Origin of the sequence: Alcaligenes sp. SMD-FA (assembly GCF_025960365.1) — a bacterium.
GTDB classification, from domain to species: Bacteria; Pseudomonadota; Gammaproteobacteria; order Burkholderiales; family Burkholderiaceae_B; genus Alcaligenes; species Alcaligenes aquatilis.
On record NZ_CP110108.1, the window covers coordinates 1,536,170 to 1,559,753 of the forward strand.

Here is a 23,584-nt window from a genome sequence, read left to right on the forward strand (position 1 = left end):
GCATGATTGGCCTGCATGTTCAGGCAATGGTTTTGTGGCTAATAAAAAAGGGGTGCTAAGCACCCCCTTTCTAACTGGTTTTTAGGCCAGAGCCGATTAAACCATTAAAAATCTTCAGCAATCAGGCCAGGGCCTTGATAGCAGCAGACAGGCGGCTCTTGTGGCGGGCAGCCTTGTTCTTGTGAATAATGTTCTTGTCGGCAACGCGATCAATGATGCTGGTCGCTTTGCGGAAAACTTCGTTAGCAGCAGTTTTGTCGCCGGCGTCAATGGCCTGACGAACGCGCTTGATAGCGGTACGCAGCATGGAACGGATGCTGGCGTTGTGTTTGTTGCGAGCCACTGCTTGGCGGGCGCGCTTGCGTGCTTGTGCGGTATTAGCCATTTTTAGTAAAGCCTAAGTTTTAAAGTTTAATCGGCAAAGACAATTATTCTAAGACACTAAGCCCGCTTTGTAAAGTAAGAGGGCCGAATGCCTACGATAAACAACATGCCGAAATAAGAAATGCCGCTGGCAAGCAACACGCCGCCCAGATACAGCACACGCAGCAAGGGCGTGGCTCCCAGGCTGATCCAGTCGATATAGCGGTCAGCCAGCACAAGGACGGCAGCAAGGGCAGCCAGGGCGGGAATAATCTTCAGGAAAAAACGTAACCAGTCATGATTGGGCTGGTAAATCCCGCGTTTGCGCAGCATGACCAGCAAGGTCAGCGCATTGACGGTGGCGCCCAGGCCAATCGACAAGGCCAGTCCGGTATGGGCAAAGGTAGGCACCAGTACCAGGTTAAAGAGCTGGGTAATGATCAGAACAGCAATGGCAATGCGCACCGGTGTACGAATATCCTGGCGGGCATAAAAACCGGGGGCCAGAATCTTGATGGCCAGCAGGCCGACCAGACCCACTGAGTACGCACCCACGGCCAGCTTGGTCTGGGCAACGTCAGCGGCGGCAAACGCACCGTAATGAAACAGAGTGGCGACCAGGCCGTCGGACAGCATGGCCATGCCCAGCGCGGCTGGCAGGCCCAGCAGCAGAACCAGACGCAGGCCCCAGTCCAGCAAACCGCTGTAGTTCTGGTCATCTTTACTGGCATGGGCAGCCGATAGCTTGGGCAGCAAGACCGTGCCCAGCGCTACACCGAGCAGGGCGGTGGGAAACTCCATCAGGCGATCGGCAAATGATAGCCAGGTTACGCTGCCTGACTGCAGCCAGGTGGCAATATTGGTATTGATGAGCAGGGAAATCTGCGCCACGGACACCCCCAAAATGGCGGGCAGCATTTGTTTAAGAATGCGTTGCACGATGGGGTCGCGGCGCGCTTGACCCAGTCGTAGCGAGAATCGTGGCAACAGGCCCAGACGAGCCAGTGCGGCCCATTGCACCAGCAATTGGGCCAGACCACCTATCATCACCCCAACAGCCAGCGCATAAATCGGCGTGTCCATGTACTGCACCAGAAACAGGCTGGCGCCAATCATGGACAGATTCAGCAGGATAGGGGTGAAGGCCGGCACCGCAAAGCGGCTCCAGGTATTGAGTACGGCAGACGCAAACGCCACCAGCGACATGCAGATGATGTAGGGGAACATCATCCGCGTCATGGTGATGGCGGCGCCAAATTCGGTTTGTCGTTCGGGGGCGGTCAAGCCGCTGGCCATGGCGCTGACCACCCAAGGGGCGGCCAGGATGCCGATGACCGTGACCAGCATGACGGCAAAGGTCAGCAGCAGGGCGACACGGTCCAGCAATTGCTGCACCTTGTCTTGCCCATGTTCTTTGCGCACCTGTCCCAGGATGGGTACAAAGGCTTGCGAAAACGCCCCTTCAGCAAACAGACGTCGCAGCAGGTTGGGAATGCGAAATGCGACCCAGAAAGCGTCGGTAAGCGGACCCGCCCCAAAGGCGCGGGCAATCAAAATATCGCGTGCCAGTCCGGTGATACGAGACAGCAGCGTCAGGCCACTAATCGTGGCCGCCGAGCGAAACAAACCCATTGGAGCCGATACAGAAAGTTATTTTGGTGCCATACGAATGGCGCCATCCAGACGGATGGTTTCACCATTGAGCATTTCGTTATTGATAATGCTCTGCACCAGTTGGGAGAAATCTTCAGGGCGACCCAGACGCGAGGGGAAGGGAATGCTGGCTGCCAGCGAGTCCTGAACTTCCTGAGGCATGGCAAACATCATGGGGGTGCCGAAGATGCCGGGAGCAATCGTCATGACACGAATGCCGGTTTGGGCCAGGTCGCGGGCCAGGGGCAGGGTCAAGCCGACCACGCCCGCCTTGGAGGCGCCGTAAGCCGCTTGGCCGATCTGGCCGTCATAGGCGGCGACCGAAGCCGTATTGATCAGCACACCACGTTCGCCCGATGCTTCAGGCGTGTTGTTGCTCATGGCAGCGGCGGCCAGACGACACATATTGAAGGTGCCGACCAGGTTGATCATGACGGTTTTTTGAAATAGGTCCAGCGTGTGTGGGCCGTTGCGTCCCACGGTGCGCGAGGCAGGCGCCACACCGGCACAGTTGATCAATCCGAACAGAGGGCGGGCGCTGTCCTGGCACGCCAGATCCACGACGGCCTGGGCATCGTGCTCGGAAGTCACATCGCAGCGCTGATAGTGTTGGCCCAGCTCTTTGGCCAAAGCCTGGCCGGCCTCGTCCTGAATGTCGGCAATCACCACGCGGGCGCCGTTTTGAACCAGCATACGTACGGTGCCTGCGCCCAGACCCGATGCGCCGCCGGTGACAATAAAAGTCTTGTTATTGATTTGCATGAGCTTGTCTCCCTTGAATAATAAACAACCGGCCCTTTTGGGGCCGGCTGAATTTTGATTTGCTTAGCTTGCCAGGGCGTCCACAATGCGCTGGCGGATTTCATCGACGCTGCCCACGCCGGAAATCTTGCGATAGGCCGGAGCTTGCGGGTCGCCGGTGGCTGACCATTGCGAGTAGTAATCGACCAGAGGGCGGGTCTGCTCGCGATAGACAGACAAGCGGTGGCGGACGGTTTCCTCGCGGTCATCGTCGCGCTGGAGCAAGGGTTCGCCAGTTACATCGTCCACACCGGGGGTTTGGGGTGGGTTGAACGTGACGTGGTAGCTGCGACCGCTGGCAGCGTGAATACGGCGGCCGCTCATGCGTTCGATAATGCTTTCTTCCGGTACGTCGATTTCGATCACGAAGTCCAGTTTGACCTGAGCATCCTTCAAGGCGTCGGCCTGGGGAATCGTGCGCGGGAAACCGTCGAACAGGTAGCCGGGCTCACAGTCTGCTTCTTTCAGACGGTCGCGAACCAGACCGATGATGATGTCATCGGAGACCAGGCCACCGGCGTCCATGATTTTTTTGGCTTCTACACCCAACGGGGACTGGGCTTTGACAGCGGCACGCAACATATCGCCCGTGGAAATTTGTGGAATACCAAATTTCTCGGTGATGAAAGCAGCCTGAGTGCCTTTGCCGGCACCAGGGGGCCCGAGCAGTATAAGTCGCATGAATTCCTCCAGGAAATGCGTCGATCCGATTCTCGCTTCAGTATGATGCGTTGCAGCATAATGAGCGCATTTTTTATTCGGATGGAGCAGAAAAAAGATCTTTTATAACCGATTTGCGAAGTGAGCGCGTACTCTTTCCAGGTCTTGTTCGGTGTCTACCCCCGCTGCAGGAATCTCCTGGAGGCGGTGAACCATAATCTGGAAGCCGTTTTCCATGGCTCGCAACTGCTCCAGAGACTCAAAGTGCTCCAGCGGCCCACGTGGTAGCTGGGCGTACTGCTGCAGGAAGCGATTTCGGTACGCATAAAGGCCAATATGGTGCAATGCGGGAAGTCCGTCGGCCAGTACCCGCTCTCCCTGGGCCAGTGCGTCGCGGGCCCAGGGCATGGGCGCGCGCGAAAAGTACAGGGCGCGGCCTTGCAGGTCGCAGACCACTTTCACAGCATTGGGATTGAACAGGGTCTCGACACTCTTGATGGGCGCGGCCAGCGTGGCGATATCGGCCTGCTCGCTGCGAGCTAGCAGTTCGGCGGCGGCATGGATGTGTTCGGGCTGAATCAGGGGTTCGTCACCCTGCACATTGACCACGATCTCGTCCTCGGACAGCTGCAGCAGACGGGCGGCCTGTGCTAGACGGTCGGTGCCGGTCGGATGTTCGGCATCGGTCAGCAAGGCCCTGAAACCGTGCGCCTGCACGGCTTCGAGCACGCGGGTCGAGTCCGTCGCCACCCAAACCTGACGCGCTCCACTGAGCGCCGCTTGCTGGGCGCAGCGCACGATCATGGGTTGGCCAGCGATGTCGGCCAGCGGCTTGTTGGGTAGACGAGTGGAACCCAGGCGTGCGGGGATGATGACGGAAAAAGTCATATCAGTTGCTGGCGGGGTCCTGCGCGTTCAGTTGGCGCGCTTCGTTGACCAGCATGGTGGGGATGCCGTCCACAATAGGGAAGGCCAGTTTGTCGGCCTTGCAGACCAGTTCTTCTTGTTCGCGGTCGTGGCGCAGAGGGCCCTTGCACAGGGGGCAGACCAGTACGTCGAGTAGGCGAGTTTCCATTATTGAACTCCGGGTAAAGAGGGGGAGGTTAAGCGCCGCTTGCGCAACAGGCCATCCAGTTCAGCAATCCAGTCCGGACGTGAAAACATGGGCTGGACATCCACAACCCACAGACGTGGGTCGTTAAGGTGCTGGCATTTTACGGCGTCTTTACGGGTAATGAGTACCAACCCATCATGCAGGGCCTGAAAGTCCTGGGCTTGCAAGGCAGCATGGTCGGGCAGGGGGAAAGTTTGGTTCAGATGCAGACCACAAGTGCGCAGCATCGAAAAAAAACGGTCGGGCTGGCCAATGGCGGCCAGAGCTTGCAGTTCTTGTTGACCGTATTCCTGCTGCCAGTCTGACCAGTTCAGGCGGCGGCCCGAGCTCAAGTGCTCCAGCTGATGCGGGCGCAGGTTCATGGTCAGGGTGCGGCCAGGTTCGGCGGGTTGAGGGGTGGATGGAGCCGTTTGATCGGCCACCACTTGACTGATCAGCCAGTCCACGCTGCGCAGGCGTTCGGGGCCTTCACGCAATGGGCCGGCTGGCAGCAGCAAGCCGTTGCCCACGCCACGGGCATCTTGAACTACGACTTCCATATCGCGTTGCAGGGCCAGGTGCTGAAGGCCGTCATCTGAAATAATCAGGTCGACTGCTGGAAAGTTAGTGAGCAAAGCCTGGGCAGCCAGCGCACGGCGGGGGTGGACGGCAATGGGGGCCTGGGTTTGGGCGGCAATGAGTGCGGGTTCGTCGCCAAACTGTTCAGCGGCTAGCTGACCTTGACCTACGCGAGGGCTGGGGCCGATTTTTACGCCATACCCACGGCTGATAATGCCGGGAGTCCACCCCAACGCGCGCAATTGCTCGGTCAGCGCCAGGACGATGGGGGTCTTGCCTGCGCCACCCACAATAATATTTCCCACCACAATGACCGGCACCGGGCTGCGGTAGGACGCGCTGGGATCTTGCTCGTAGCGTCGTTGTTTGCGCTGTACGAAAAGCGCAGCCAGCGTTGAAAGAGGGCGCATCAAGAGACTGAACCAGCCTTTTTTCTGCCACTGTTGGTGAAGCCAATCAGTCAGGCGGACACGCACACTCATGGGGCCTGGGTCGCAAAGTGAACGCGGTGGATGCCTACCTGACGGGCGGCTTCCATAGCCTGAACGACGGCAAAGTGAGGGGCTTGGGCATCGGCCAGAATCAGCAGGCTAATGTTCTCGTCGGTTTTCTCAGTCGACAAGGCTTGACTAAGGGGGGAGGCGCTACTGGCGTCCAGCCACATGCCGTTCAAGGCATAGCGCCCATCCTGGCTGATGGCCAATAACAGTTCAGCCGCTTGGGCAGCTTGGGCCTGAGCCTGGGGCAAGGACACATCCAGCTGGCGATAGCGCACGAAGGTGCTACTGGCAGCCAGAAAAATCAGCACGACCAGCAAGACATCAATCAAGGGCACCAGGTTCAGTTCCAGCGTGTCTGGGTCTTGGGCTCGGCGAAAGCGCATCAGGCAGCCCTCTGAGCCAGCAGACGATCCAGGGCACCGGCTTCTGTTTCCAGGCAGTGCAGCAGATAGTCGGCACGGCTGCGAAAGTAACGGTGAAAGATCATGGCCGGGACGGCAATCAGAATCCCCAGGGCGGTGTTGTAAAGGGCAACGGAAATGCCACGGGCAATCAGGCTGGGGTCACCCCCAGCGGGGTCGTAGGCGGCAAAAATGTCGATCATGCCAATGACTGTACCGAACAGGCCCAGCAAGGGGGCGATCACGGCAATGGTGCCCAGTGCCGGAATATATTTGTTCAATTGGTAGCTGATGTCTTTGCCTTCTGCTTCCACAGCAGCCTCACGCAAGGCGGGGGACAGGTGGCGGTTCTTCAGTACAGTGGCTAACACTCGACCCAAGGGGGAGTTGTCGTACAGGCGAGGCAGGGAGTCGTCCTGAACACGGTTCTGGCTTGTCAGTTCGCTGATCTGGCGTGCCAGTCCAGCCGGTAAGATCCGTTTACTGCGCAGGGCCAGAAGGCGCTCCAGGATCAAACCCAGGGCAAGAATGGAGCAGGCCAGCAGAAACCAGACAGGCCAGCCAGCGGCATGGATCAAAGTAAGCACGAGTCGATTATCCGGTCAGGAAATAAATCAGCACTTATTGTAGAGCCCCTGTCTGCATTGCGGGAATGTTCCGGCGCTGGCGCGGTACACTTTAACGTCTTTTCCACGCAAAATGACGCCAAACCCCTGATGTATTTGAAGTAATAAGTGTAGTGCTAAAACTATCCACAAAAACTGTGGATAATTCTGTGCATAAAACATCCCATAGTGGCTCGGGTGGTGGTTTAGAGGTTCTCTGGCTAATTTTCGACCATTTTTGTGTTTTATTAAATATCGTGTAATTTCAAATACTTAATGAATTTATGTGATGTGAACTATCAGGTGTTGGGCGGAAACCATTGTCTTGGCGTCTATTTGACAAAAGCATGACAGTTGTGGATACGGAGCGGTGGAAAACTAGCTCGTGGCGAGTCAAAAACAAAGAATATGATGCATTATCAAGAATCTAGAGCACCCGCAGTATGGACCGTGGCGCAGTTGAACCGCCGTGTCAGCCAATTGCTGGACGAGCACATGCCGGTAGTTTGGGTCAGCGGCGAAGTATCCAACTTTACCCAGGCCGCTTCCGGGCATTGGTACTTTTCCATCAAGGACGACAAGGCGGCGGTGCGTGCCGTGATGTTCCGGGGGCGCGCCCAAACCGTGGGCTTTGTGCCGCGTGCAGGCGAGCGCTTCGAGTTTCGCTGCTCGGTGACCTTGTACGAGGCACGTGGGGATTTTCAAGTTCAGGTTGAGGGCATGCGCCGCGCGGGCCTGGGGGATTTGCATGAAGCATTTTTGCGACTGAAAAGTCAGTTGCAAAGCGAAGGACTGTTCGAGCCGGAACGCAAACGCCCCATTGCCACCTTGCCGCGTAGCATAGGCATCATCACCTCCTTGGCTGCTGCGGCCTTGCGAGATGTGCTGACGGCGATGGAGCGTCGCGCTCCGCATGTGCGCATTATTGTTTACCCCGCCCCGGTCCAGGGTGCTGAAGCGCCACCGCGATTGCGACAAGCGCTGGAAACCGCGATTGAGCGAGCCGAGGTTGATACGCTCTTGCTGGTACGCGGGGGCGGCAGCTTGGAAGATCTCTGGGCGTTTAACGATGAGGGGCTGGCGCGCCTGATCGCCTCCAGTCCTATTCCTATTATTAGTGGGGTGGGGCATGAGACGGATTTCACCATTGCCGATTTCGTGGCCGACTTGCGTGCACCTACACCCACGGCAGCAGCCGAACTGGCTTGCCTGGGACGTGATCAATTGCTGGAGCAGGTCTTTGCACGTATAGGGGCTTTGAGCCACGGCGTGCAGCGCCATGTGGACCGGGCCTCTTTGCGTCTGGATCGAGCGGTGGCCAAACTGGTTTCCCCACATCAACGCCTGGCCCAGCAGCAGCAAGGCCTGGATCATCTGACCCAAAGACTGCAACGCGTGGCCCGCAGCGTGCCCGATGCTGCCGCTTTGCGCTTGGCCACATTGCAGGCACGTTTGGAGCGCAACATTCCGCAGCTGACGTCAAGACAGCAAAATCTGAATATGCTTTTCCAGCGGCTGGAAAAAGGTCTGGACCATGCGCTGGTTTTGCGCCGTCAACGCCTGGCTGCGGCTCAGCAAACACTGCAAGCCCTGTCCCCGCGCCTTATCATCAATCGTGGATATGCCATAGTCAGGGATAGCGAGGGGAAAGTTGTAAAAAATGCGTTAGACTTAAAGATTGGTGAACGACTCGATGTCGAGTTGAGTCGCGGTCATGTGACGGTGGATGTGGTGCGCACGCACGATCTGCTTTAGGCTGCGTCGTCCTTGTTGGATACCAAACCCGGTTTTTTTTTAGAAGGAATTGAAATGGCATTCACTCTTCCAGCTCTTCCATACGAACTCAACGCCCTTGAGCCACACATCTCCAAAGAGACTTTGGAGTTTCACTACGGTAAGCACCATCAGGCTTACGTCACCAACCTGAACAACCTGGTTGCTGGCACCGAATTTGAAAATGCTTCCCTGGAAGATGTGGTCAAGAAATCCTCCGGTGGCGTGTTCAATAACGCTGCTCAGGTTTGGAACCACACTTTCTACTGGAACAGCCTGTCCCCTAACGGTGGCGGCGCTCCTACTGGCAAACTGGCCGATGCCATCAATGCCAAATGGGGCAGCTTTGATGCCTTCAAAGAAGCCTTCACCAAGTCTGCTGTTGGCAACTTTGGTTCGGGCTGGACCTGGTTGGTCAAAAAGGCCGACGGTTCCCTGGATATCGTCAACACCAGCAACGCTGGCACGACCTTGACTTCCGATGACGTTGCCCTGATCACCTGTGATGTGTGGGAACACGCCTACTACATCGACTACCGCAATGCCCGTCCCAAGTACCTGGAAATTTTCTGGAACCTGGTGAACTGGGATTTTGCCGCCAAAAACCTGGGTTAATCGCTCAGGTCGTGGGTAGCGCTCATTGGAGTGCTGCCCGGCAAGAAAAAACCGCCATGCGCATGCTGGCGGTTTTTTTTATGGCTTCAATGAAAACAAGGCATAGGGCAGAGGCCGCCATACCTTGTTGTCGAAAGCGTTACATTTGGGATTGCTGGTAATTTTCCAGACCCACTTTCTCGATCAGACCTAATTGTTTTTCCAACCAGTAGGTATGGTCTTCTTCCGTATCGCGCAACTGGGCCAGAATAATGTCGCGGGTGACAAAGTCGCTGGCGGATTCGGCCAGTTCAATGCCCTTTTGCAAAGCAGCGCGAACCTCATATTCCAGCTCCAGGTCCTTGCGCAACATGCCGACTACGTCTTTGCCGGGCTCAAACGCATTGGGGCGCATGTCGGGAATACCGTCGAGCATCAGGATGCGACGGATCAGGGCGTCAGCGTGCTGGGTTTCTTCTTCCATTTCGTGGTTCATGCGCTCGTAAAGCTGCGTGAAACCCAGATGCTCATAAAAGCGGGAATGAATAAAGTACTGGTCACGCGCTGCGAGTTCGCCGCGCAGCAATTGATTCAGATAGTCGAGGACTTCGGGATTACCTTGCATGATGATGAGCCTGTAGAGAATGCCAACGGTGAAAGTATGCCATGGGGCTACGCGTCATGGGGTTTACACTGGGACGATGAGAGGGGGGCGAGGTTGAGGTTCGAGAGAGCTGCCGGATAGTTGGACGGCAAACGGTGGATTTCGTCTATCCGTATTTTCTTTCGAGCTGGCTGTTGGGGGGCTGAGAAATTGACCGCGCAGCGGACGGCCTCCGTAACGATAAAAATCCTGCCAGCTCTCAAGCGCTACTATCAAAACAGTAGATTTCGAGCGCTCTCTATAGCGCTCTCGCGTGATTTTATTCAAGTTATCAGGGTGATTTTCATGAGTCAGGACGCCTTTATTTGTGACGCAATTCGTACGCCTTTCGGACGTTATGGCGGTTCGCTGTCCGCTGTGAGGGCGGATGACTTGGGTGCAGTGCCTATCGCCGCGTTGATCAAGCGCAATCCGCAAGTCGATTGGTCCAAGTTGGACGATGTAATGTACGGTTGCGCCAACCAGGCGGGTGAGGACAACCGTAACGTGGCACGCATGTCCGCGCTGCTGGCCGGTCTGCCCGTGGACGTACCTGGTGTGACTTTGAACCGGTTGTGCGGCTCCGGCCTGGACGCGATTGGTTCGGCTGCTCGCGCGATTCGCGCTGGCGATGCCTCCTTCATCCTGGCTGGTGGTGTGGAAAGCATGAGCCGCGCTCCCTTCGTGATGGGCAAGGCTGAATCGGCGTTCTCCCGTAGCGCCAACATTTATGACACCACGATTGGCTGGCGTTTCATCAACAAAGCCATGAAAGAGCAGTACGGTGTGGATTCCATGCCTGAAACGGCTGAAAACGTCGCCCAGCAGTTCAATGTGTCCCGTGCAGACCAGGACGTCTTTGCCCTGAACAGCCAACTGCGTGCGGCTGCGGCCCAGGAAGCGGGCATTCTGGCTGAAGAAATCACCCCCGTGATCATTGCCCAGCGCAAGGGCGATCCCATTGTGGTGGACAAGGACGAGCATCCACGTGCCACGACCTTGGAGTCCCTGACTCGTCTGAAGCCTGTCGTGCGTACCGATGGCACCGTGACGGCCGGTAATGCCTCGGGTGTGAACGACGGCGCTTGCGCGCTGCTGGTCGCCGACAAGGCAACGGTTCAAGCTCAGGGTCTGACTCCACGCGCTCGTGTGGTGGCCATGGCCTTTGCGGGTGTCGAGCCTCGTATCATGGGTATTGGGCCAGCACCGGCCAGCCAGAAAGTCCTGGCCTTGGCCGGCCTGACACTGGATCAAATGGATGTGATCGAGCTGAACGAAGCCTTTGCCGCTCAAGGCTTGGCGGTAACTCGTATGTTGGGTCTGGCTGATAACGATCCGCGTGTGAACCCGAACGGGGGCGCAATTGCTCTGGGTCATCCTTTGGGTGCCAGTGGTGCGCGTCTGGCAATTGCAGCCATCAACCAATTGCACCGCACAGGCGGTCGCTACGCCCTGTGCACCATGTGTATTGGCGTCGGACAGGGCGTGGCTTTGATTCTTGAGCGCGTCTAACTACGGTTTCAGAGCAGGCAGGCCGGTGATTTTCTCACCGGCCTTTTTATCTGCTTGCTTGAACCAGCCTTGTTCCATTTCCAAGGCGTAGCGCACAGGTCGCACCGGGCAGTGGGATTGAAGATCAAAGGGTTGCATGGCTTCGATATTGGTAATCGTGCCTTCATCGGTAATAAAGGCAATATCCAGCGGCAAGGGCGTATTCTTCATCCAGAAGCAAGGCATTCCGGTTTGCTCGAATACAAATAACATGCCGTGATTGGGGGCCAGGCTTTCTCGATGCATCAAACCTTGAGCACGAGTCTCGTCGCGATCGGCCACTTCAGCCTGAATTTGTTTGGAACCCAGGCTCAGGGTCAGGGTGGGAAGAGTCTCTTTGGCCTGGGCCGGGGCGCTGATACAAAACGCGGCCAGAAGACAGGCAAAAAAAACAGGGCGCGCAGGCCCCGTAGTCGTCGTGCGATACTGCATGTGTGTTGCGAACCTGCTTTTGTTAGAATCGAGAGCGCAAGAGATCTTAAGGCGAAGTAATATTAAGTGCCTGCTTGCCTTTAGGGCCTTGGGCAACTTCATACAGAACTTTCTGGCCTTCTTTCAAAGTCTTGAACCCGTTCATCTGAATGGATGAAAAATGAGCGAAGAGATCTTCGCCGCCGTTATCGGGTGTAATAAACCCAAAGCCTTTGGCATCATTGAACCACTTAACGGTCCCGGATAGTTTTTGATTGTCTCCAGTGCCTGCGGTGGTGGTAGTTTCCGACATGCTTGCTGCCTCTCAACTTAGTGTATGGTTGATACTTTTTTCGGCCCCTCCCTGGGCCTGTGATCGCGGCACACCACTTTTTATTGTGAAGTTGACACGATCAGTCGGATGATGCTGAATTTTGTTCCCCCCAGTCAACCTATGGAAAGCACCTAGTTCTGTATTATGGCCATTGAGATCGATAAGCAAGGCGCCACAACGGTAGAGCGCCAATCCGCGCGGCTTGCCCCACCACCCATGTATCAGGTCATCTTGCTCAATGATGACTACACGCCCATGGAATTTGTGGTGAATATACTGGAGCGGGTATTTGCCAAGACCCCGGAGCAGGCCGAACAGCTTATGCTTAAAGTACATTACGAGGGTCGGGCTGTCTGTGGTGTGTATCCGCGCGATATCGCGGCCACCAAGGTGGAAATTGTGCGACAACTGGCGCAGTCGCGACAGCATCCTTTGCAGTGTGTGATGGAGCCGGTGCCTGATGCTTGACCATTTAGTGGTTTACCGTATTGTTCAGATCAGGCAAATTAGTCATAGAATAGCTTTAACCCCTAGTTTTACTCTTGCCGTGTAGGAGGAAGCATGATCTCCGAAGAACTTGAAGTCAGTCTACACATGGCCTTTGTCGAGGCTCGTGCCGCGCGCCATGAATTCATCACGGTAGAGCATCTGCTGTTGTCCCTGCTCGATAACGCCTCCACGCTGGAAGTGTTGAAAGCATGTGCTGCCGATATTGATGCACTGCGCCAGAATCTGCGTAAATTCATTAGCGAAAATACGCCCACTTTCCCTGGTGAAGGCGAGGTTGACACCCAACCCACGCTGGGATTTCAGCGAGTGATACAACGTGCCATCATGCACGTATCGTCCAGCAACTCCGGTAAAAACGTGGTTTCCGGCGCGAATGTGCTGGTGGCGATGTACGGGGAAAAAGACTCTCATGCGGTGTATTACCTGCAGCAACAAGGTGTCTCGCGCCTGGATGTCGTCAATTTTCTCTCGCACGGCATCACCAAGGCCAATCCGGAGCCCGCCGCTCCCGAGCCTCCCAAGGCCGCTGCGGCGGCGGAAGCGGATACCCGCTCGGACGCCCAGAAATCGCCACTGGATCTGTACGCCACGGACCTGAACACTGAAGCCAGCCTGGGTCGTATTGACCCCTTGATTGGCCGTGAAAAGGAAGTGGAGCGCGTCATCCAAGTTCTGTGCCGTCGCCGCAAGAACAATCCCTTGCTGGTGGGGGAGGCTGGCGTGGGTAAAACCGCGATTGCTGAAGGCCTGGCCCTACGCATTCAGCGTGGTGATGTGCCGGACATTCTTAGCGAAGCGCGCGTTTATGCGCTGGACATGGGGGCCTTGCTGGCCGGTACCAAGTATCGGGGCGACTTCGAGCAACGCTTGAAAGCGGTGCTCAAGCAGCTCAAGGAAACAGCGCAGTCCATTTTGTTTATCGACGAGATCCACACCCTGATCGGAGCCGGTTCGGCTTCGGGCGGTACGCTGGATGCGTCCAATCTGCTCAAACCTGCGCTGTCCTCCGGTCAGCTCAAGTGTCTTGGAGCAACCACGTACTCGGAATACCGGGGGATTTTCGAGAAAGACCACGCCTTGTCGCGTCGTTTCCAGAAAATTGATGTGGCCGAGCCCACGGTGGAACAGACCATCCAGATTTTGCGTGGTTTGAAGTCCAGTTTTGAAGAGCACCACGGGGTGCGTTATTCGGCGGCTGCCCTGACCGCGGCGGCGGAGTTGTCTGCCCGTTACATTAACGATCGCTTTTTGCCTGATAAGGCTATCGATGTAATCGACGAGGCCGGTGCGGCGCAGCGTCTGCTGCCACGCTCCAAGCAGAAAAAAGTTATCGGCAAGGCGGACATCCAGGCGACGGTATCGCGTATTGCTCGCATTCCTCCCCAGACCGTTTCCAGCGACGATCGCAATAAGTTGGCAACCTTGGCACGCGATCTGAAATCGGTGGTGTTTGGTCAGGATGTGGCGATTGACGCCCTGGCAGCGGCCATCAAGATGGCGCGCTCCGGCTTGGGTCTACCCGACAAACCCATCGGTTCCTTCTTATTCTCCGGCCCGACCGGCGTGGGTAAAACCGAAGTGGCGCGTCAGTTGGCCTTCGTGCTGGGGGTAGAGCTACTGCGCTTTGATATGTCCGAGTACATGGAGCGTCACACCGTGTCGCGCCTGATCGGTGCGCCTCCCGGCTATGTGGGCTTTGACCAGGGCGGTTTGCTGACCGAAGCGGTTACCAAACAGCCGCACTGCGTACTGTTGTTGGACGAGATCGAGAAAGCGCACCCGGACGTCTACAACATCCTGCTGCAGGTGATGGATCATGGCACGCTGACGGATAACAATGGCCGCAAGGCAGATTTCCGTAACGTCATCCTGATCATGACCACCAACGCGGGTGCCGAAGCGCTGAACAAAACCAGCATTGGCTTTACCCAGCCGCAGCGCTCGGGTGATGAAATGCAGGACATCAAGCGTCACTTCTCGCCAGAGTTCCGCAACCGTCTGGATGCGATTATTGGCTTCAAGCCTTTGTCGCGCGACATTATCCTGCGCGTGGTGGACAAGTTCCTGATGCAGCTGGAAAACCAGTTGCACGAGAAGCGCGTCGAAGTGTCCTTCTCGGACGCCTTGCGCGAGCATCTGGCGGCCAAGGGTTTCGATCCCGCCATGGGTGCCCGCCCCATGCACAGACTTATCCAGGACACCATTCGCCGTGCTCTGGCTGACGAGCTGCTGTTTGGCCGCCTGGTCGATGGTGGTCAGGTCGAGGTTGATCTGGACGAGAATGGCGAGGTGGTACTGGAATATCCTTCTTCGGGACCCGACGAACCCGGCAGCAAGACCTCCTCGCGTCCCGAGCCGGAATTAGTCGACTAAGCCGTGAGGGCATCGCGCCCCTTAATCGTCTGTACGCACTGTGACGCCGTACACGAGCGAGTCCCCGTTCCAGGAGCGGGGCTCGCGCGTTGTGTACGTTGCGATACCGAACTTTACCGCCACAGCCGCTTTTCGCCACGTGAATGGCAAGCGCTGGTTCTGGCGGTTTTCATCCTTTTCCTGATTGCCAATCTGTTTCCCGTTGTCTATCTAAGCATGGCGGGTAAAACAGTATCGCCCACGTTTCCCAAAGCCTTGTTGCTGATCTGGCAGCAGGGGTACTGGGGCCTGTCCGTGATGGCGGGTTTAGTCGGTTTCTGGCTGCCGCTGTTCCAACTGATTTTCCAGTTCTGGGCCTTGGGTTTGATTGCCCGTGAAAAGCCCTTGCCGGGCGATTTTGGCATCGGTCTGCGTGTTCTGAGTCATCTGGAGCATTGGTCCATGACGGCCGTACTGTTTCTGGGCTTGATTGTGGCGATTGTGAAGTTTGCCGGAATCGGGCATTTGACTGTGGCACCAGGGTTGTACGCATTTTTTGCGCTGACGTTCCTGTTGACGGGCCTGAGCCGTATTACCGCAGCTCGTCTTTGGCGCTGGGCAGAGGATCGTGAGCTGGTTCCAGTTGCGACGCGCCAGGTCTTGAGCGCGCATCCGGACTGGAGCGCCTGCACCCATTGCGGCTTTGTTCAAGCCAGCCAGAATACACGCTGTCATCGCTGTGCAGCCCCTGTCCACAAACGCAAACCCAATAGCCGCACGCGGGTTACCGCCCTGGTGCTGACGGCCTGTGTCTTTTATATTCCCGCCAATGTCTTGCCGGTGATGGAGCTGCGCAGCATTATGGGTACGAGTGCCCATACGATTTTGGGTGGGGTGATTCAGCTTTGGCAACTGGGCTCCTGGGACCTGGCCTTGATCGTGTTTATCGCCAGTATTGTCGTCCCCATTACCAAGCTCCTGGCTTTGGTGGTTCTGCTGGTGGGGCGTCGTTGGCGGGGCAATGGTGTACAGCGTCAACGTAACCGTATTTACGATATGGTCGAGCTGATTGGGCAATGGTCCATGCTGGACGTATTCGTGGTGGTCCTGATGGCAGCGCTGGCCAACTTCCCCGGACTGTCACAAATTATTCCTGGGGCAGGGGCCTTGAGCTTTGGCATGGTCGTGGTCTTGACCATGCTGGCCGCACTTAGCTACGACCCGCGTCAGGGCTGGGACCAGGACACCGACGAAGAACAAACAATAGAACCGCAAACCAAGCTGTCTTCGCCTGCATCACAGGCGACTTCCTGAAGGAAACAAGGTGCACGATCCCACAACTAATCAGCCTGACGGTCAAACCGAGCCCGCGCAGCCAAGACTGATTCCCGCGCAGCGATCCCGATTCTCCTGGATCTGGATTTTGCCTATCGCCGCTGCTTTGGTGGGGGCGTCGTTGGTACTGCGAAACTGGATGTTGACCGGGCCGCGTATCACGATCAGCTTCGACTCGGCCGAAGGCTTGGCGGTAGACCAGACCAAGCTACGTTACCGCGAAGTGGATGTGGGCACGATTTCCGACATTCAGGTGGCCCCGGACCGTAAGGGAGTCTTGGTGACCGCACAGTTAGAGCGCGATGGCTCTGAATTCATCACACAAAAAGACACGCGCTTTTGGGTGGTGCGTCCACGTTTGGGCTTAAGTGGTGTGTCGGGATTGGGGACCTTGCTCTCGGGTGTGTATATCGGTGTAGACGCGCCTTTTGAAGTGGACAAAAAGGCGCAGAAAATGAACTTTGTGGGTCTGGAAAGCCCACCCGAAGTGATTAGTGGCCGTGCGGGCAAACGCTATGTGCTGACCGCATCGGAACTGGGTTCGCTGGATCTGGGCTCCCCCCTGTACTACAAAGGTATTCAGGTTGGGCAGGTCAGCAGCTACGAGCTGAACGAAGAAGGTGATGGGGTGCGTGTACAGGTGTTTGTGGATGCACCCAATGATAAATTCGTGACCCAGGGTTCGCGCTTTTGGAACGTCAGTGGTGTAAATATGTCTCTGGATTCCACGGGTTTCAATGTCCGTACGCACTCCTTGGTTTCTGCTTTGGCAGGCGGTCTGGCTTTTGATCAGATGGAAGGCGAGCCTACGGAAGTAGCAGCAGCAGATACCCAATACGAGCTCTTCCCTACACAAGATCGTGCCATGGCCGAGCCGGACGGCCCGGCGGTGGAGCTGCGCTTTCATTTCCATCAGTCTGTACGCGGTTTGAGGCCGGGTTCCAAGGTTGAATTCCGGGGCCTGGAACTGGGCCAGGTCTACGACGTGGATCTGGAATTCGACTTTGAGCGCAAACGCTTTTTCGCTTTAGTAAAAGCGCGTATTTATCCGCAACGCTTCGGTCACCTGTACGAGCGGATTGTAGAAACTCGACCAGACGAAAAAGACCCGATAAGTGCTTTGTTTAAACCGATGGTTGAACGTGGGTTGCGGGGCCAGTTGCGTCCTGCCAGCCTGATTACCGGTCAGCAGTATATTGCCCTGGAGTTTTTCGATAAGGCCGATGAGGTCGAGTTCGATGAGACGGCCAAACCCTTGGTGGTGCCCGTGATCGCCGGTGATTTTGATCGCTTGCAAGAGCAGGTCAGCGACATTGTCACGAAGATTTCAGCGATTCCGTTCGATCAGATTGGCAAGAATCTGCAAAGCGGGCTGACGGAGTTGAGCCAGGTGCTCAAGCAACTGGACAAGACGACGGTGCCGCAATTGAATGGGGCTCTCAAATCCATGGATGCAGCAGTTCAGAAACTGGGCGCCATGCTGGACTCGGACTCTTCCTTCAATACCTCGGTGGATCAAACCTTGAACGAGCTGAAACGCTCCTTGCGATCCCTGCGTGATTTAAGTGATACCTTGCAAAGCCAGCCCTCGGCAATATTGCGAGGTCGTTCTCCTGACGTACTGCCGGAGCCTGCGCCATGATGTCCCGTTTTCTGATTTCCGTGGCGTTTGCCGGTTTGCTGACGGCTTGCGCCTCGACCACGCCTACTTACTACACCTTGCAAACCGCCCATGCCGCTCCGGCGGCTGCAGCCTCATCCACACAAGCATGGAAGGGCTTTCAGTTGCGGCGTATGGATATGCCCGCCCAGTTGGATCGCCGAGCCTTTGTGCTGACGCAGGCGGCCGGTGGACAGGTTAATTTGCTGAACGATAGCCAGTGGGCATCGCCTTTGCCCGATGAAATGTCCCTGGCCTTGGTGTCCGGTTTGCAGGATCGCCTGAGTGTTCCTCAGTTGGCCAGTACCGCCGCGAGAACACCCCACTGGCAGATTGATGTGTTGGTGCAGCGCTTTGAGTCTGTCTATGGCGAACGTGCCACCCTGGAATTGAGCTGGACCTTGACGCCAATTGGTTTTGAGGGGAAAACCCAACAGTGCCGCTGGCTGGACTCCGAGCCGGCGTCTACTGTTCCAGAACTGGTGCAGGCACATCGTCAATTGCAGCAGCGCTGGGCCGATGCGCTGGCCGCTCAAATGCAAGGCAAATCTGTTCCTGCGATGTTGGGCAAGGCCATGATCTGTGTGAGTTAAATGCTAGGGTTAACTTTTTCTTGCACGGGTTAACCTGAATACGAAATTGGGTTAACCGTCAGTATTATTTCGGCATATCGCAGTCAAAAAAGCGTAACCGGGATAAGAAGCATGGCGAGCACAACCTTAGGGATCAAAGTCGATATAGAGCTGCGCGAACGTTTGCGGCGTGCGGCTGATCAGTTGCAGTGCACCCCACATTGGCTGCATAAGCAGGCTTTGCTGTCCTATATCGAAGGGATAGAGCGTGGTGTGTTGCCCAGCGAGTTGGCTCTGCGTAGTGGAGGCGATGCCGAGGCGCTTGAGGACGGTGTGTTGATGCCGTCGATCCCGTTTTATGGCTTTGCCCAAGATGTGCAACCGCAAAGCGTGTTGCGTGCTGCCATTACGGCCGCCTATCGCCGTCCCGAAACTGATTGCCTGCCTTTGCTGCTGAGCGCCGCACGTGCGTCCCAAAGCGCGCGTGCCCAGGAACTGGCCGCTCGTTTGGTCAAAGCCCTGCGCGCCAAGCGCCGTGGTGGTGGGGTCGAGGGTTTGATTCAGGAGTTTTCCCTGTCCAGCCAGGAAGGTGTGGCCTTGATGTGTCTGGCCGAAGCCTTGCTGCGCATCCCTGATCGCGCCACGCGTGATGCCTTGATTCGCGACAAGATCAGTCACGGTGATTGGCGCGCGCATATGGGCGAGTCTCCCTCGCTGTTTGTGAACGCCGCGACCTGGGGGTTGATGCTGACAGGTCGTTTGGTCAGCGTAAACAGCGAAAAGAATTTATCCTCTGCCTTAACCCGCATGATTGGTAAGGGTGGCGAACCCCTGATTCGTAAAGGCGTGGACGTTGCCATGCGCATGATGGGCGAGCAGTTCGTCACCGGGCAGACCATTGCTTCGGCACTGGCTAATAGCCGCAAATTTGAAGAGCAGGGCTTCCGTTACTCCTACGACATGTTGGGTGAGGCCGCCACGACAGCGGAAGATGCCCAGCGCTACTACCAGGCTTATGAGCAGGCCATTCACGCGATTGGTCGTGCCAGCCAGGGCCGCGGTATTTACGAAGGCCCCGGCATTTCCGTCAAACTGTCTGCTCTGCACCCGCGCTACAGCCGTGCCCAGCGCGATCGTGTTATGCATGAGCTCTTCCCGCGCCTGCTGTCCTTGGCGCAACTGGCTCACCACTACGATGTGGGCCTGAATATTGATGCAGAAGAAGCGGACCGTCTGGAAGTGTCCTTGGACTTGCTGGACAAGCTGTGTTTTGACCCGTCTTTGGCAGGTTGGAACGGCATTGGTTTTGTGGTGCAGGCGTATCAAAAACGCGCACCTTTTGTCATCGATTACTTGATTGACCTGGCCCGCCGTAGCGGACACCGCTTGATGCTTCGCTTGGTGAAAGGCGCGTACTGGGATTCGGAAATCAAACGTGCCCAGGTTGATGGCCTGGAAGACTACCCCGTCTACACCCGCAAGGTGCATACAGACGTGTCTTACCTGGCCTGCGCTCGCAAACTCCTGCAGGCCCCCGAAGCCGTGTATCCGCAGTTTGCGACACACAATGCCCAAACTCTGGCCGCCATTTACGTGATGGCCGGTCAGAACTACTACACCGGCCAGTATGAATTCCAGTGCCTGCACGGCATGGGTGAGGACTTGTACGACGAAGTGGTCGGCCCGACCAAGGACGGCAAGTTGAATCGTCCTTGCCGTATCTACGCACCTGTGGGTTCGCATGAAACCTTGCTGGCTTACCTGGTGCGTCGCTTGCTGGAAAACGGTGCCAATACCTCCTTCGTGAATCAGATTGGTGATGCCGATGTGAACATGGAGCAACTGATTGCCGATCCCGTCGCCCAGGCCTTGAGCCTGCAACCCTTGGGTCGCCCACATGACAAGATTCCTCTACCGCGACAGTTGTACTGGGATGCCGAGCAGCGCTTGAACTCGGCTGGTCTGGATTTAAGCAATGAGCATCGCCTGGGTTCCTTGGCCGCGACCTTGATGCAAACCGCCGCCTTGCCACGTCAGGCTCAGCCCATCCTGGGGCAGGGCAATCCGGTCTGGGATGAGTCCAAGGCAACGATGGTGCGTAATCCAGCCAATCATCAGGATGTGGTGGGGCAGGTCATGTTTGCTACGGCGCAGGATGTGGAGCAGGCCTTGGAAGCCGCTAGCCACTATGCGCCTATCTGGCAGGCCACGCCGGTACAAGAGCGTGCCGCCGCCTTGCAGCAAGCCGCCCAACTGCTGGAAGATCATATGCAAGATCTGATGGGCCTGCTGGTGCGTGAAGCCGGCAAGTCCTATGCGAATGCGATTGCTGAAGTGCGAGAAGCCGTGGACTTCCTGCGCTACTACGCGGGACAAGTCTTGCGTGACTTTGATAATGACGAATACCGTCCTGTGGGCGTGGTGCTGTGCATCAGCCCCTGGAACTTTCCCCTGGCTATTTTTCTGGGTCAAGTCTCGGCGGCTTTGGCGGCAGGCAACGTCGTCCTGGCCAAGCCCGCTGAGCAAACCTGCCTGATTGCGGCGGCGGCGGTCGAGTTGTTGCACAAAGCCGGGGTTGCTCCTGGTGCCTTGCAGCTTCTGCCTGGCGATGGCCCTTCCGTAGGAGCCCCTTTGGCTGCCAGTGAGCAGGTCAATGCCGTTATGTTTACCGGCTCGACCGCCGTGGCCCAGGGCTTGAACCGTCAATTGGCCACACGCCTGACGGCAGACGGTCAGGCCGTGCCGCTGATTGCTGAAACCGGTGGCTTGAACGCCATGGTGGTTGACAGCTCGGCCTTGCCTGAACAGGTGGTGTTTGATGTCTTGAACTCGGCCTTTGACTCGGCCGGTCAGCGTTGTTCCGCTTTGCGTTTGCTGTGTATTCAGGAGGATGTGGCCGAACGCGTGCTGAGCATGCTCAACGGTGCCATGCAGGAGCTGAGTGTGGGCAATCCCGATCTGCTCAGTACCGATGTAGGCCCGGTGATTGATGAAGAAGCCCGCTCCGGTATTGAAGAGCACATCAGCGCCATGCGCGAGGCGGGTTTCCGCATTACCCAAAGCGAGCAAAACCGTATCCAGACAGGGACGTTTGTCTTGCCGACCATTATTGAGATCGAACAGGTCAAGGATCTGGAACGTGAAATTTTTGGCCCCGTATTGCATGTGATGCGCTTCAAGCGCAGCGAACTGGACAGCCTGATCAATCAGATCAACGAACGTGGTTACGGCCTGACCTTTGGCGTTCACACTCGTTTGGACGAAACCGTGGATCGTGTCGTTTCGCGCATTCACGCCGGTAACGTTTATGTGAACCGCAATATGGTAGGCGCGGTGGTAGGCGTACAGCCTTTTGGTGGTGAAGGCTTGTCGGGTACGGGGCCCAAAGCGGGCGGCCCCTTGTACCTGCGCCGACTGCTTAGCCGTTGTCCGCAGAATCTGCCCTTGCAAGCTTGGCAGGAACAGGGCGTGGTCTTGCCCGGCCCGACAGGTGAATCCAATATGTATCGGCTGTACCCACGGGGGCGCGTTCTGTGCATGCCCGTTAGCGTACCTGGCTGGCGCGCCCAGCGTGAGGCCTGCGCACAAAGCGGCAACCAGGCCATCTTGCTGGACCGTTTGGGTCTGGGCAATTGGCACGATGCCCCTGCCGAGCAAATCACCATGTCCGATTTGGGTGAGGCAGATTATGATGCTGTTTTATTTGAAGGCGACAGCGATGAACTCCGGCACGTGCTGGGCCAGGTGGCTGAACGCCCTGGTCCCATTGTTGGGGTTCAGGGGCTGTTGACACAGGAATTGGAGGAGGGCGCAGCGTACGTGATCGAGCGTTTGCTGCGTGAAGTCTCAGTTAGTACCAATACAGCGGCAGCTGGAGGCAATGCCAGTTTGATGATGGTTGGTTGATCTTGGCGGGCACTCATTTCTATGCACACGTTTGGTCGCACATTTCACCTGGAGCGGCGGCCCGGCGTCTATTCTCACGGCACGGGCCGGCTTGTAGCGCGGCTATATTAAAAACGAAGGAGAACAATATGCAGTCCATCACGACCTTTAAATTGGCCTTGGTTTCGACAGCGGTTTTCGGTGCATTGGCGGCTAGCCCCGCCTTGGCCGCTGACAAAGTTATCAAGCTGGGTTTTGCGGCTCCCCTGACCGGCCCGCAAGCTCACTACGGTGAAGATATGCGCAACGGTCTGGTGCTGGCGCTGGAAGAGGCCAACGCCCAGAAGATTGAGATTGACGGTGCAACCGCCCGCTTTGAGCTGGTCGCCAAGGATGATCAGGCTGACCCGCGTACCGCCGTTCAGGTGGCTCAGCAAATTGTGGACGATGAGGTGGATGGCGTATTGGGTCATTTCAACTCGGGCACCACCATTCCCGCCTCGCGTGTTTACAATGACGCGGGTATCCCCCAGATCGCCATGGCAACCTCGCCTGAGTACACCCAGCAAGGGTACGACAATACCTTTCGCATGATGACCAGTGACACCCAGCAAGGTGCGGCGGTGGGCCAGTTCATCGTCAAGGATCTGGCTGCCAAGAAAGTGGCTTTGATCGATGACCGGACCGCCTACGGTCAAGGTCTGACAGATCAGGTGGCCCGTGCGGTAGAAAAAGCCGGTGGCCAGATCGTCGCCCGTGAATACACCACGGACAAAGCCAACGACTTCACCTCCATTCTGACCAACATCAAATCCAAACAGCCCGATGCCATCTTCTTTGGCGGTCTGGATGCGCAGTCCGGCCCCATGAAGCGCCAGATGCAGACTCTGGACATTCAGGCACCGCTGGTTTCGGGCGAAATGACCCGCAGCGACACCTTCCTGCGCTTGGCTGGCAATGCGGCTGACGGCACCTACGCGTCCCTGGCCGGTGTGCCGCTGTCCACCATGGCCGCTGGTGAGAAGTTCGCCAAGGACTACCAGGCCCGCTTCAAGGCTGATCCTGGTGTTTACGCGCCTTACGCGTATGACGGTGCCTGGAACATGATCACCGCCATGAAAGAAGCGGGTTCCTCCAAAGCAGAAGACTATCTGCCCAAGCTGGCCGCCTTGAAACGCAACGGCGCTACCAGCAACAACATTGCCTATGACCAGAACGGCGACTTGAAAGAAATTGCCGTCACCATCTATGAAGTGAAAGATGGTAAGTGGACGATGGTAAAAACCATGGTCAGTCAGGCTAACTAAGC

The 23,584-nt window shown here is 56.8% G+C and carries 22 protein-coding genes; 10 read left to right on the forward strand and 12 right to left on the reverse strand.

From position 1 onward, the window contains the following. Positions 1 to 121: 121 nt before the first annotated feature. The 9 genes from rpsT to OKX01_RS07140 all read right to left on the reverse strand — a co-directional run bounded on the left by rpsT (position 122) and on the right by OKX01_RS07140 (position 6,637). Positions 122 to 385, reverse strand: coding sequence for a 30S ribosomal protein S20 (gene rpsT / locus OKX01_RS07100; protein ID WP_094196369.1), 264 nt, complete (start codon positions 383 to 385; stop codon positions 122 to 124). A 56-nt stretch (positions 386 to 441) separates the two neighbouring features. Then, positions 442 to 1,995 carry a murein biosynthesis integral membrane protein MurJ gene (murJ, locus tag OKX01_RS07105; protein WP_264672688.1) on the reverse strand — a complete coding sequence of 518 codons (1,554 nt, stop codon included), beginning with the start codon at positions 1,993 to 1,995 and terminating at the stop codon, positions 442 to 444. 18 nt (positions 1,996 to 2,013) lie between these two features. Then, the gene (locus tag OKX01_RS07110; RefSeq protein ID WP_108727303.1) at positions 2,014 to 2,778 is read right to left on the reverse strand and encodes a 3-hydroxyacyl-CoA dehydrogenase; all 765 of its coding nucleotides are present in this window, start codon (positions 2,776 to 2,778) and stop codon (positions 2,014 to 2,016) included. Positions 2,779 to 2,841: 63 nt separating this feature from the next. Further along, positions 2,842 to 3,498, reverse strand: a complete 657-nt coding sequence (gene adk / locus OKX01_RS07115; protein ID WP_094196372.1) for an adenylate kinase — start codon at positions 3,496 to 3,498, stop codon at positions 2,842 to 2,844. 102 nt (positions 3,499 to 3,600) lie between these two features. Beyond that, the gene (kdsB, locus tag OKX01_RS07120) at positions 3,601 to 4,365 is read right to left on the reverse strand and encodes a 3-deoxy-manno-octulosonate cytidylyltransferase (protein ID WP_249462089.1); all 765 of its coding nucleotides are present in this window, start codon (positions 4,363 to 4,365) and stop codon (positions 3,601 to 3,603) included. A 1-nt stretch (position 4,366) separates the two neighbouring features. Further along, the gene (locus OKX01_RS07125) at positions 4,367 to 4,552 is read right to left on the reverse strand and encodes a Trm112 family protein (RefSeq protein ID WP_094196374.1); all 186 of its coding nucleotides are present in this window, start codon (positions 4,550 to 4,552) and stop codon (positions 4,367 to 4,369) included. Next, positions 4,552 to 5,631: a tetraacyldisaccharide 4'-kinase gene (gene lpxK / locus OKX01_RS07130; RefSeq protein ID WP_264672689.1), complete on the reverse strand. Its 1,080-nt coding sequence runs from the start codon at positions 5,629 to 5,631 to the stop codon at positions 4,552 to 4,554. The genes OKX01_RS07125 and lpxK overlap by 1 nt, the downstream gene beginning before the upstream one ends. Next, positions 5,628 to 6,032: an ExbD/TolR family protein gene (locus OKX01_RS07135; RefSeq protein WP_264672690.1), complete on the reverse strand. Its 405-nt coding sequence runs from the start codon at positions 6,030 to 6,032 to the stop codon at positions 5,628 to 5,630. The genes lpxK and OKX01_RS07135 overlap by 4 nt, the downstream gene beginning before the upstream one ends. Next, positions 6,032 to 6,637 (reverse strand): MotA/TolQ/ExbB proton channel family protein, encoded by a 606-nt coding sequence (locus OKX01_RS07140; RefSeq protein WP_094196377.1) that lies wholly within the window; start codon positions 6,635 to 6,637, stop codon positions 6,032 to 6,034. Before OKX01_RS07140 ends, OKX01_RS07135 begins: the two co-directional genes overlap by 1 nt. A gap of 426 nt (positions 6,638 to 7,063) precedes the next feature. On the opposite strand from OKX01_RS07140, the gene xseA reads away from it, so the two are divergent. After that, positions 7,064 to 8,410 (forward strand): exodeoxyribonuclease VII large subunit, encoded by a 1,347-nt coding sequence (xseA, locus tag OKX01_RS07145; RefSeq protein WP_108727306.1) that lies wholly within the window; start codon positions 7,064 to 7,066, stop codon positions 8,408 to 8,410. 54 nt (positions 8,411 to 8,464) lie between these two features. Continuing rightward, on the forward strand, positions 8,465 to 9,043 hold the full coding sequence (sodB, locus tag OKX01_RS07150; RefSeq protein WP_094196379.1) for a superoxide dismutase [Fe]: 579 nt from the start codon (positions 8,465 to 8,467) through the stop codon (positions 9,041 to 9,043). A 139-nt stretch (positions 9,044 to 9,182) separates the two neighbouring features. On the opposite strand, the gene bfr is transcribed toward sodB, so the two are convergent. Beyond that, positions 9,183 to 9,647 (reverse strand): bacterioferritin, encoded by a 465-nt coding sequence (gene bfr / locus OKX01_RS07155; RefSeq protein ID WP_042487888.1) that lies wholly within the window; start codon positions 9,645 to 9,647, stop codon positions 9,183 to 9,185. A gap of 324 nt (positions 9,648 to 9,971) precedes the next feature. Here bfr and pcaF point away from each other — a divergent pair, with 324 nt between their 5' ends. Then, positions 9,972 to 11,177 (forward strand): 3-oxoadipyl-CoA thiolase, encoded by a 1,206-nt coding sequence (gene pcaF / locus OKX01_RS07160; protein ID WP_125277495.1) that lies wholly within the window; start codon positions 9,972 to 9,974, stop codon positions 11,175 to 11,177. On the opposite strand, the gene OKX01_RS07165 is transcribed toward pcaF, so the two are convergent. Beyond that, the gene (locus tag OKX01_RS07165) at positions 11,178 to 11,648 is read right to left on the reverse strand and encodes a DUF192 domain-containing protein (protein WP_094196381.1); all 471 of its coding nucleotides are present in this window, start codon (positions 11,646 to 11,648) and stop codon (positions 11,178 to 11,180) included. It lies immediately after the preceding gene. Positions 11,649 to 11,694: 46 nt separating this feature from the next. Continuing rightward, complete coding sequence (locus tag OKX01_RS07170) at positions 11,695 to 11,940, reverse strand: cold-shock protein (protein WP_003801483.1); 246 nt, start codon at positions 11,938 to 11,940, stop codon at positions 11,695 to 11,697. Positions 11,941 to 12,105: 165 nt separating this feature from the next. Here OKX01_RS07170 and clpS point away from each other — a divergent pair, with 165 nt between their 5' ends. From clpS to OKX01_RS07205, 7 genes are all read left to right on the forward strand, one after another. Beyond that, positions 12,106 to 12,429 carry an ATP-dependent Clp protease adapter ClpS gene (gene clpS / locus OKX01_RS07175; protein ID WP_026482895.1) on the forward strand — a complete coding sequence of 108 codons (324 nt, stop codon included), beginning with the start codon at positions 12,106 to 12,108 and terminating at the stop codon, positions 12,427 to 12,429. Positions 12,430 to 12,522: 93 nt separating this feature from the next. Further along, the gene (gene clpA / locus OKX01_RS07180) at positions 12,523 to 14,844 is read left to right on the forward strand and encodes an ATP-dependent Clp protease ATP-binding subunit ClpA (protein ID WP_094196382.1); all 2,322 of its coding nucleotides are present in this window, start codon (positions 12,523 to 12,525) and stop codon (positions 14,842 to 14,844) included. A 3-nt stretch (positions 14,845 to 14,847) separates the two neighbouring features. Beyond that, positions 14,848 to 16,137 (forward strand): paraquat-inducible protein A, encoded by a 1,290-nt coding sequence (locus OKX01_RS07185; protein WP_264672691.1) that lies wholly within the window; start codon positions 14,848 to 14,850, stop codon positions 16,135 to 16,137. Positions 16,138 to 16,147: 10 nt separating this feature from the next. Further along, positions 16,148 to 17,800 (forward strand): intermembrane transport protein PqiB, encoded by a 1,653-nt coding sequence (locus tag OKX01_RS07190; RefSeq protein WP_108727308.1) that lies wholly within the window; start codon positions 16,148 to 16,150, stop codon positions 17,798 to 17,800. Further along, positions 17,797 to 18,411, forward strand: coding sequence for a membrane integrity-associated transporter subunit PqiC (locus OKX01_RS07195; RefSeq protein WP_264672692.1), 615 nt, complete (start codon positions 17,797 to 17,799; stop codon positions 18,409 to 18,411). Before OKX01_RS07190 ends, OKX01_RS07195 begins: the two co-directional genes overlap by 4 nt. A gap of 111 nt (positions 18,412 to 18,522) precedes the next feature. Further along, positions 18,523 to 22,296 carry a trifunctional transcriptional regulator/proline dehydrogenase/L-glutamate gamma-semialdehyde dehydrogenase gene (gene putA / locus OKX01_RS07200; RefSeq protein WP_264672693.1) on the forward strand — a complete coding sequence of 1,258 codons (3,774 nt, stop codon included), beginning with the start codon at positions 18,523 to 18,525 and terminating at the stop codon, positions 22,294 to 22,296. A 128-nt stretch (positions 22,297 to 22,424) separates the two neighbouring features. Further along, positions 22,425 to 23,582: a branched-chain amino acid ABC transporter substrate-binding protein gene (locus tag OKX01_RS07205; protein ID WP_094196386.1), complete on the forward strand. Its 1,158-nt coding sequence runs from the start codon at positions 22,425 to 22,427 to the stop codon at positions 23,580 to 23,582. Positions 23,583 to 23,584 lie beyond the last annotated feature (2 nt).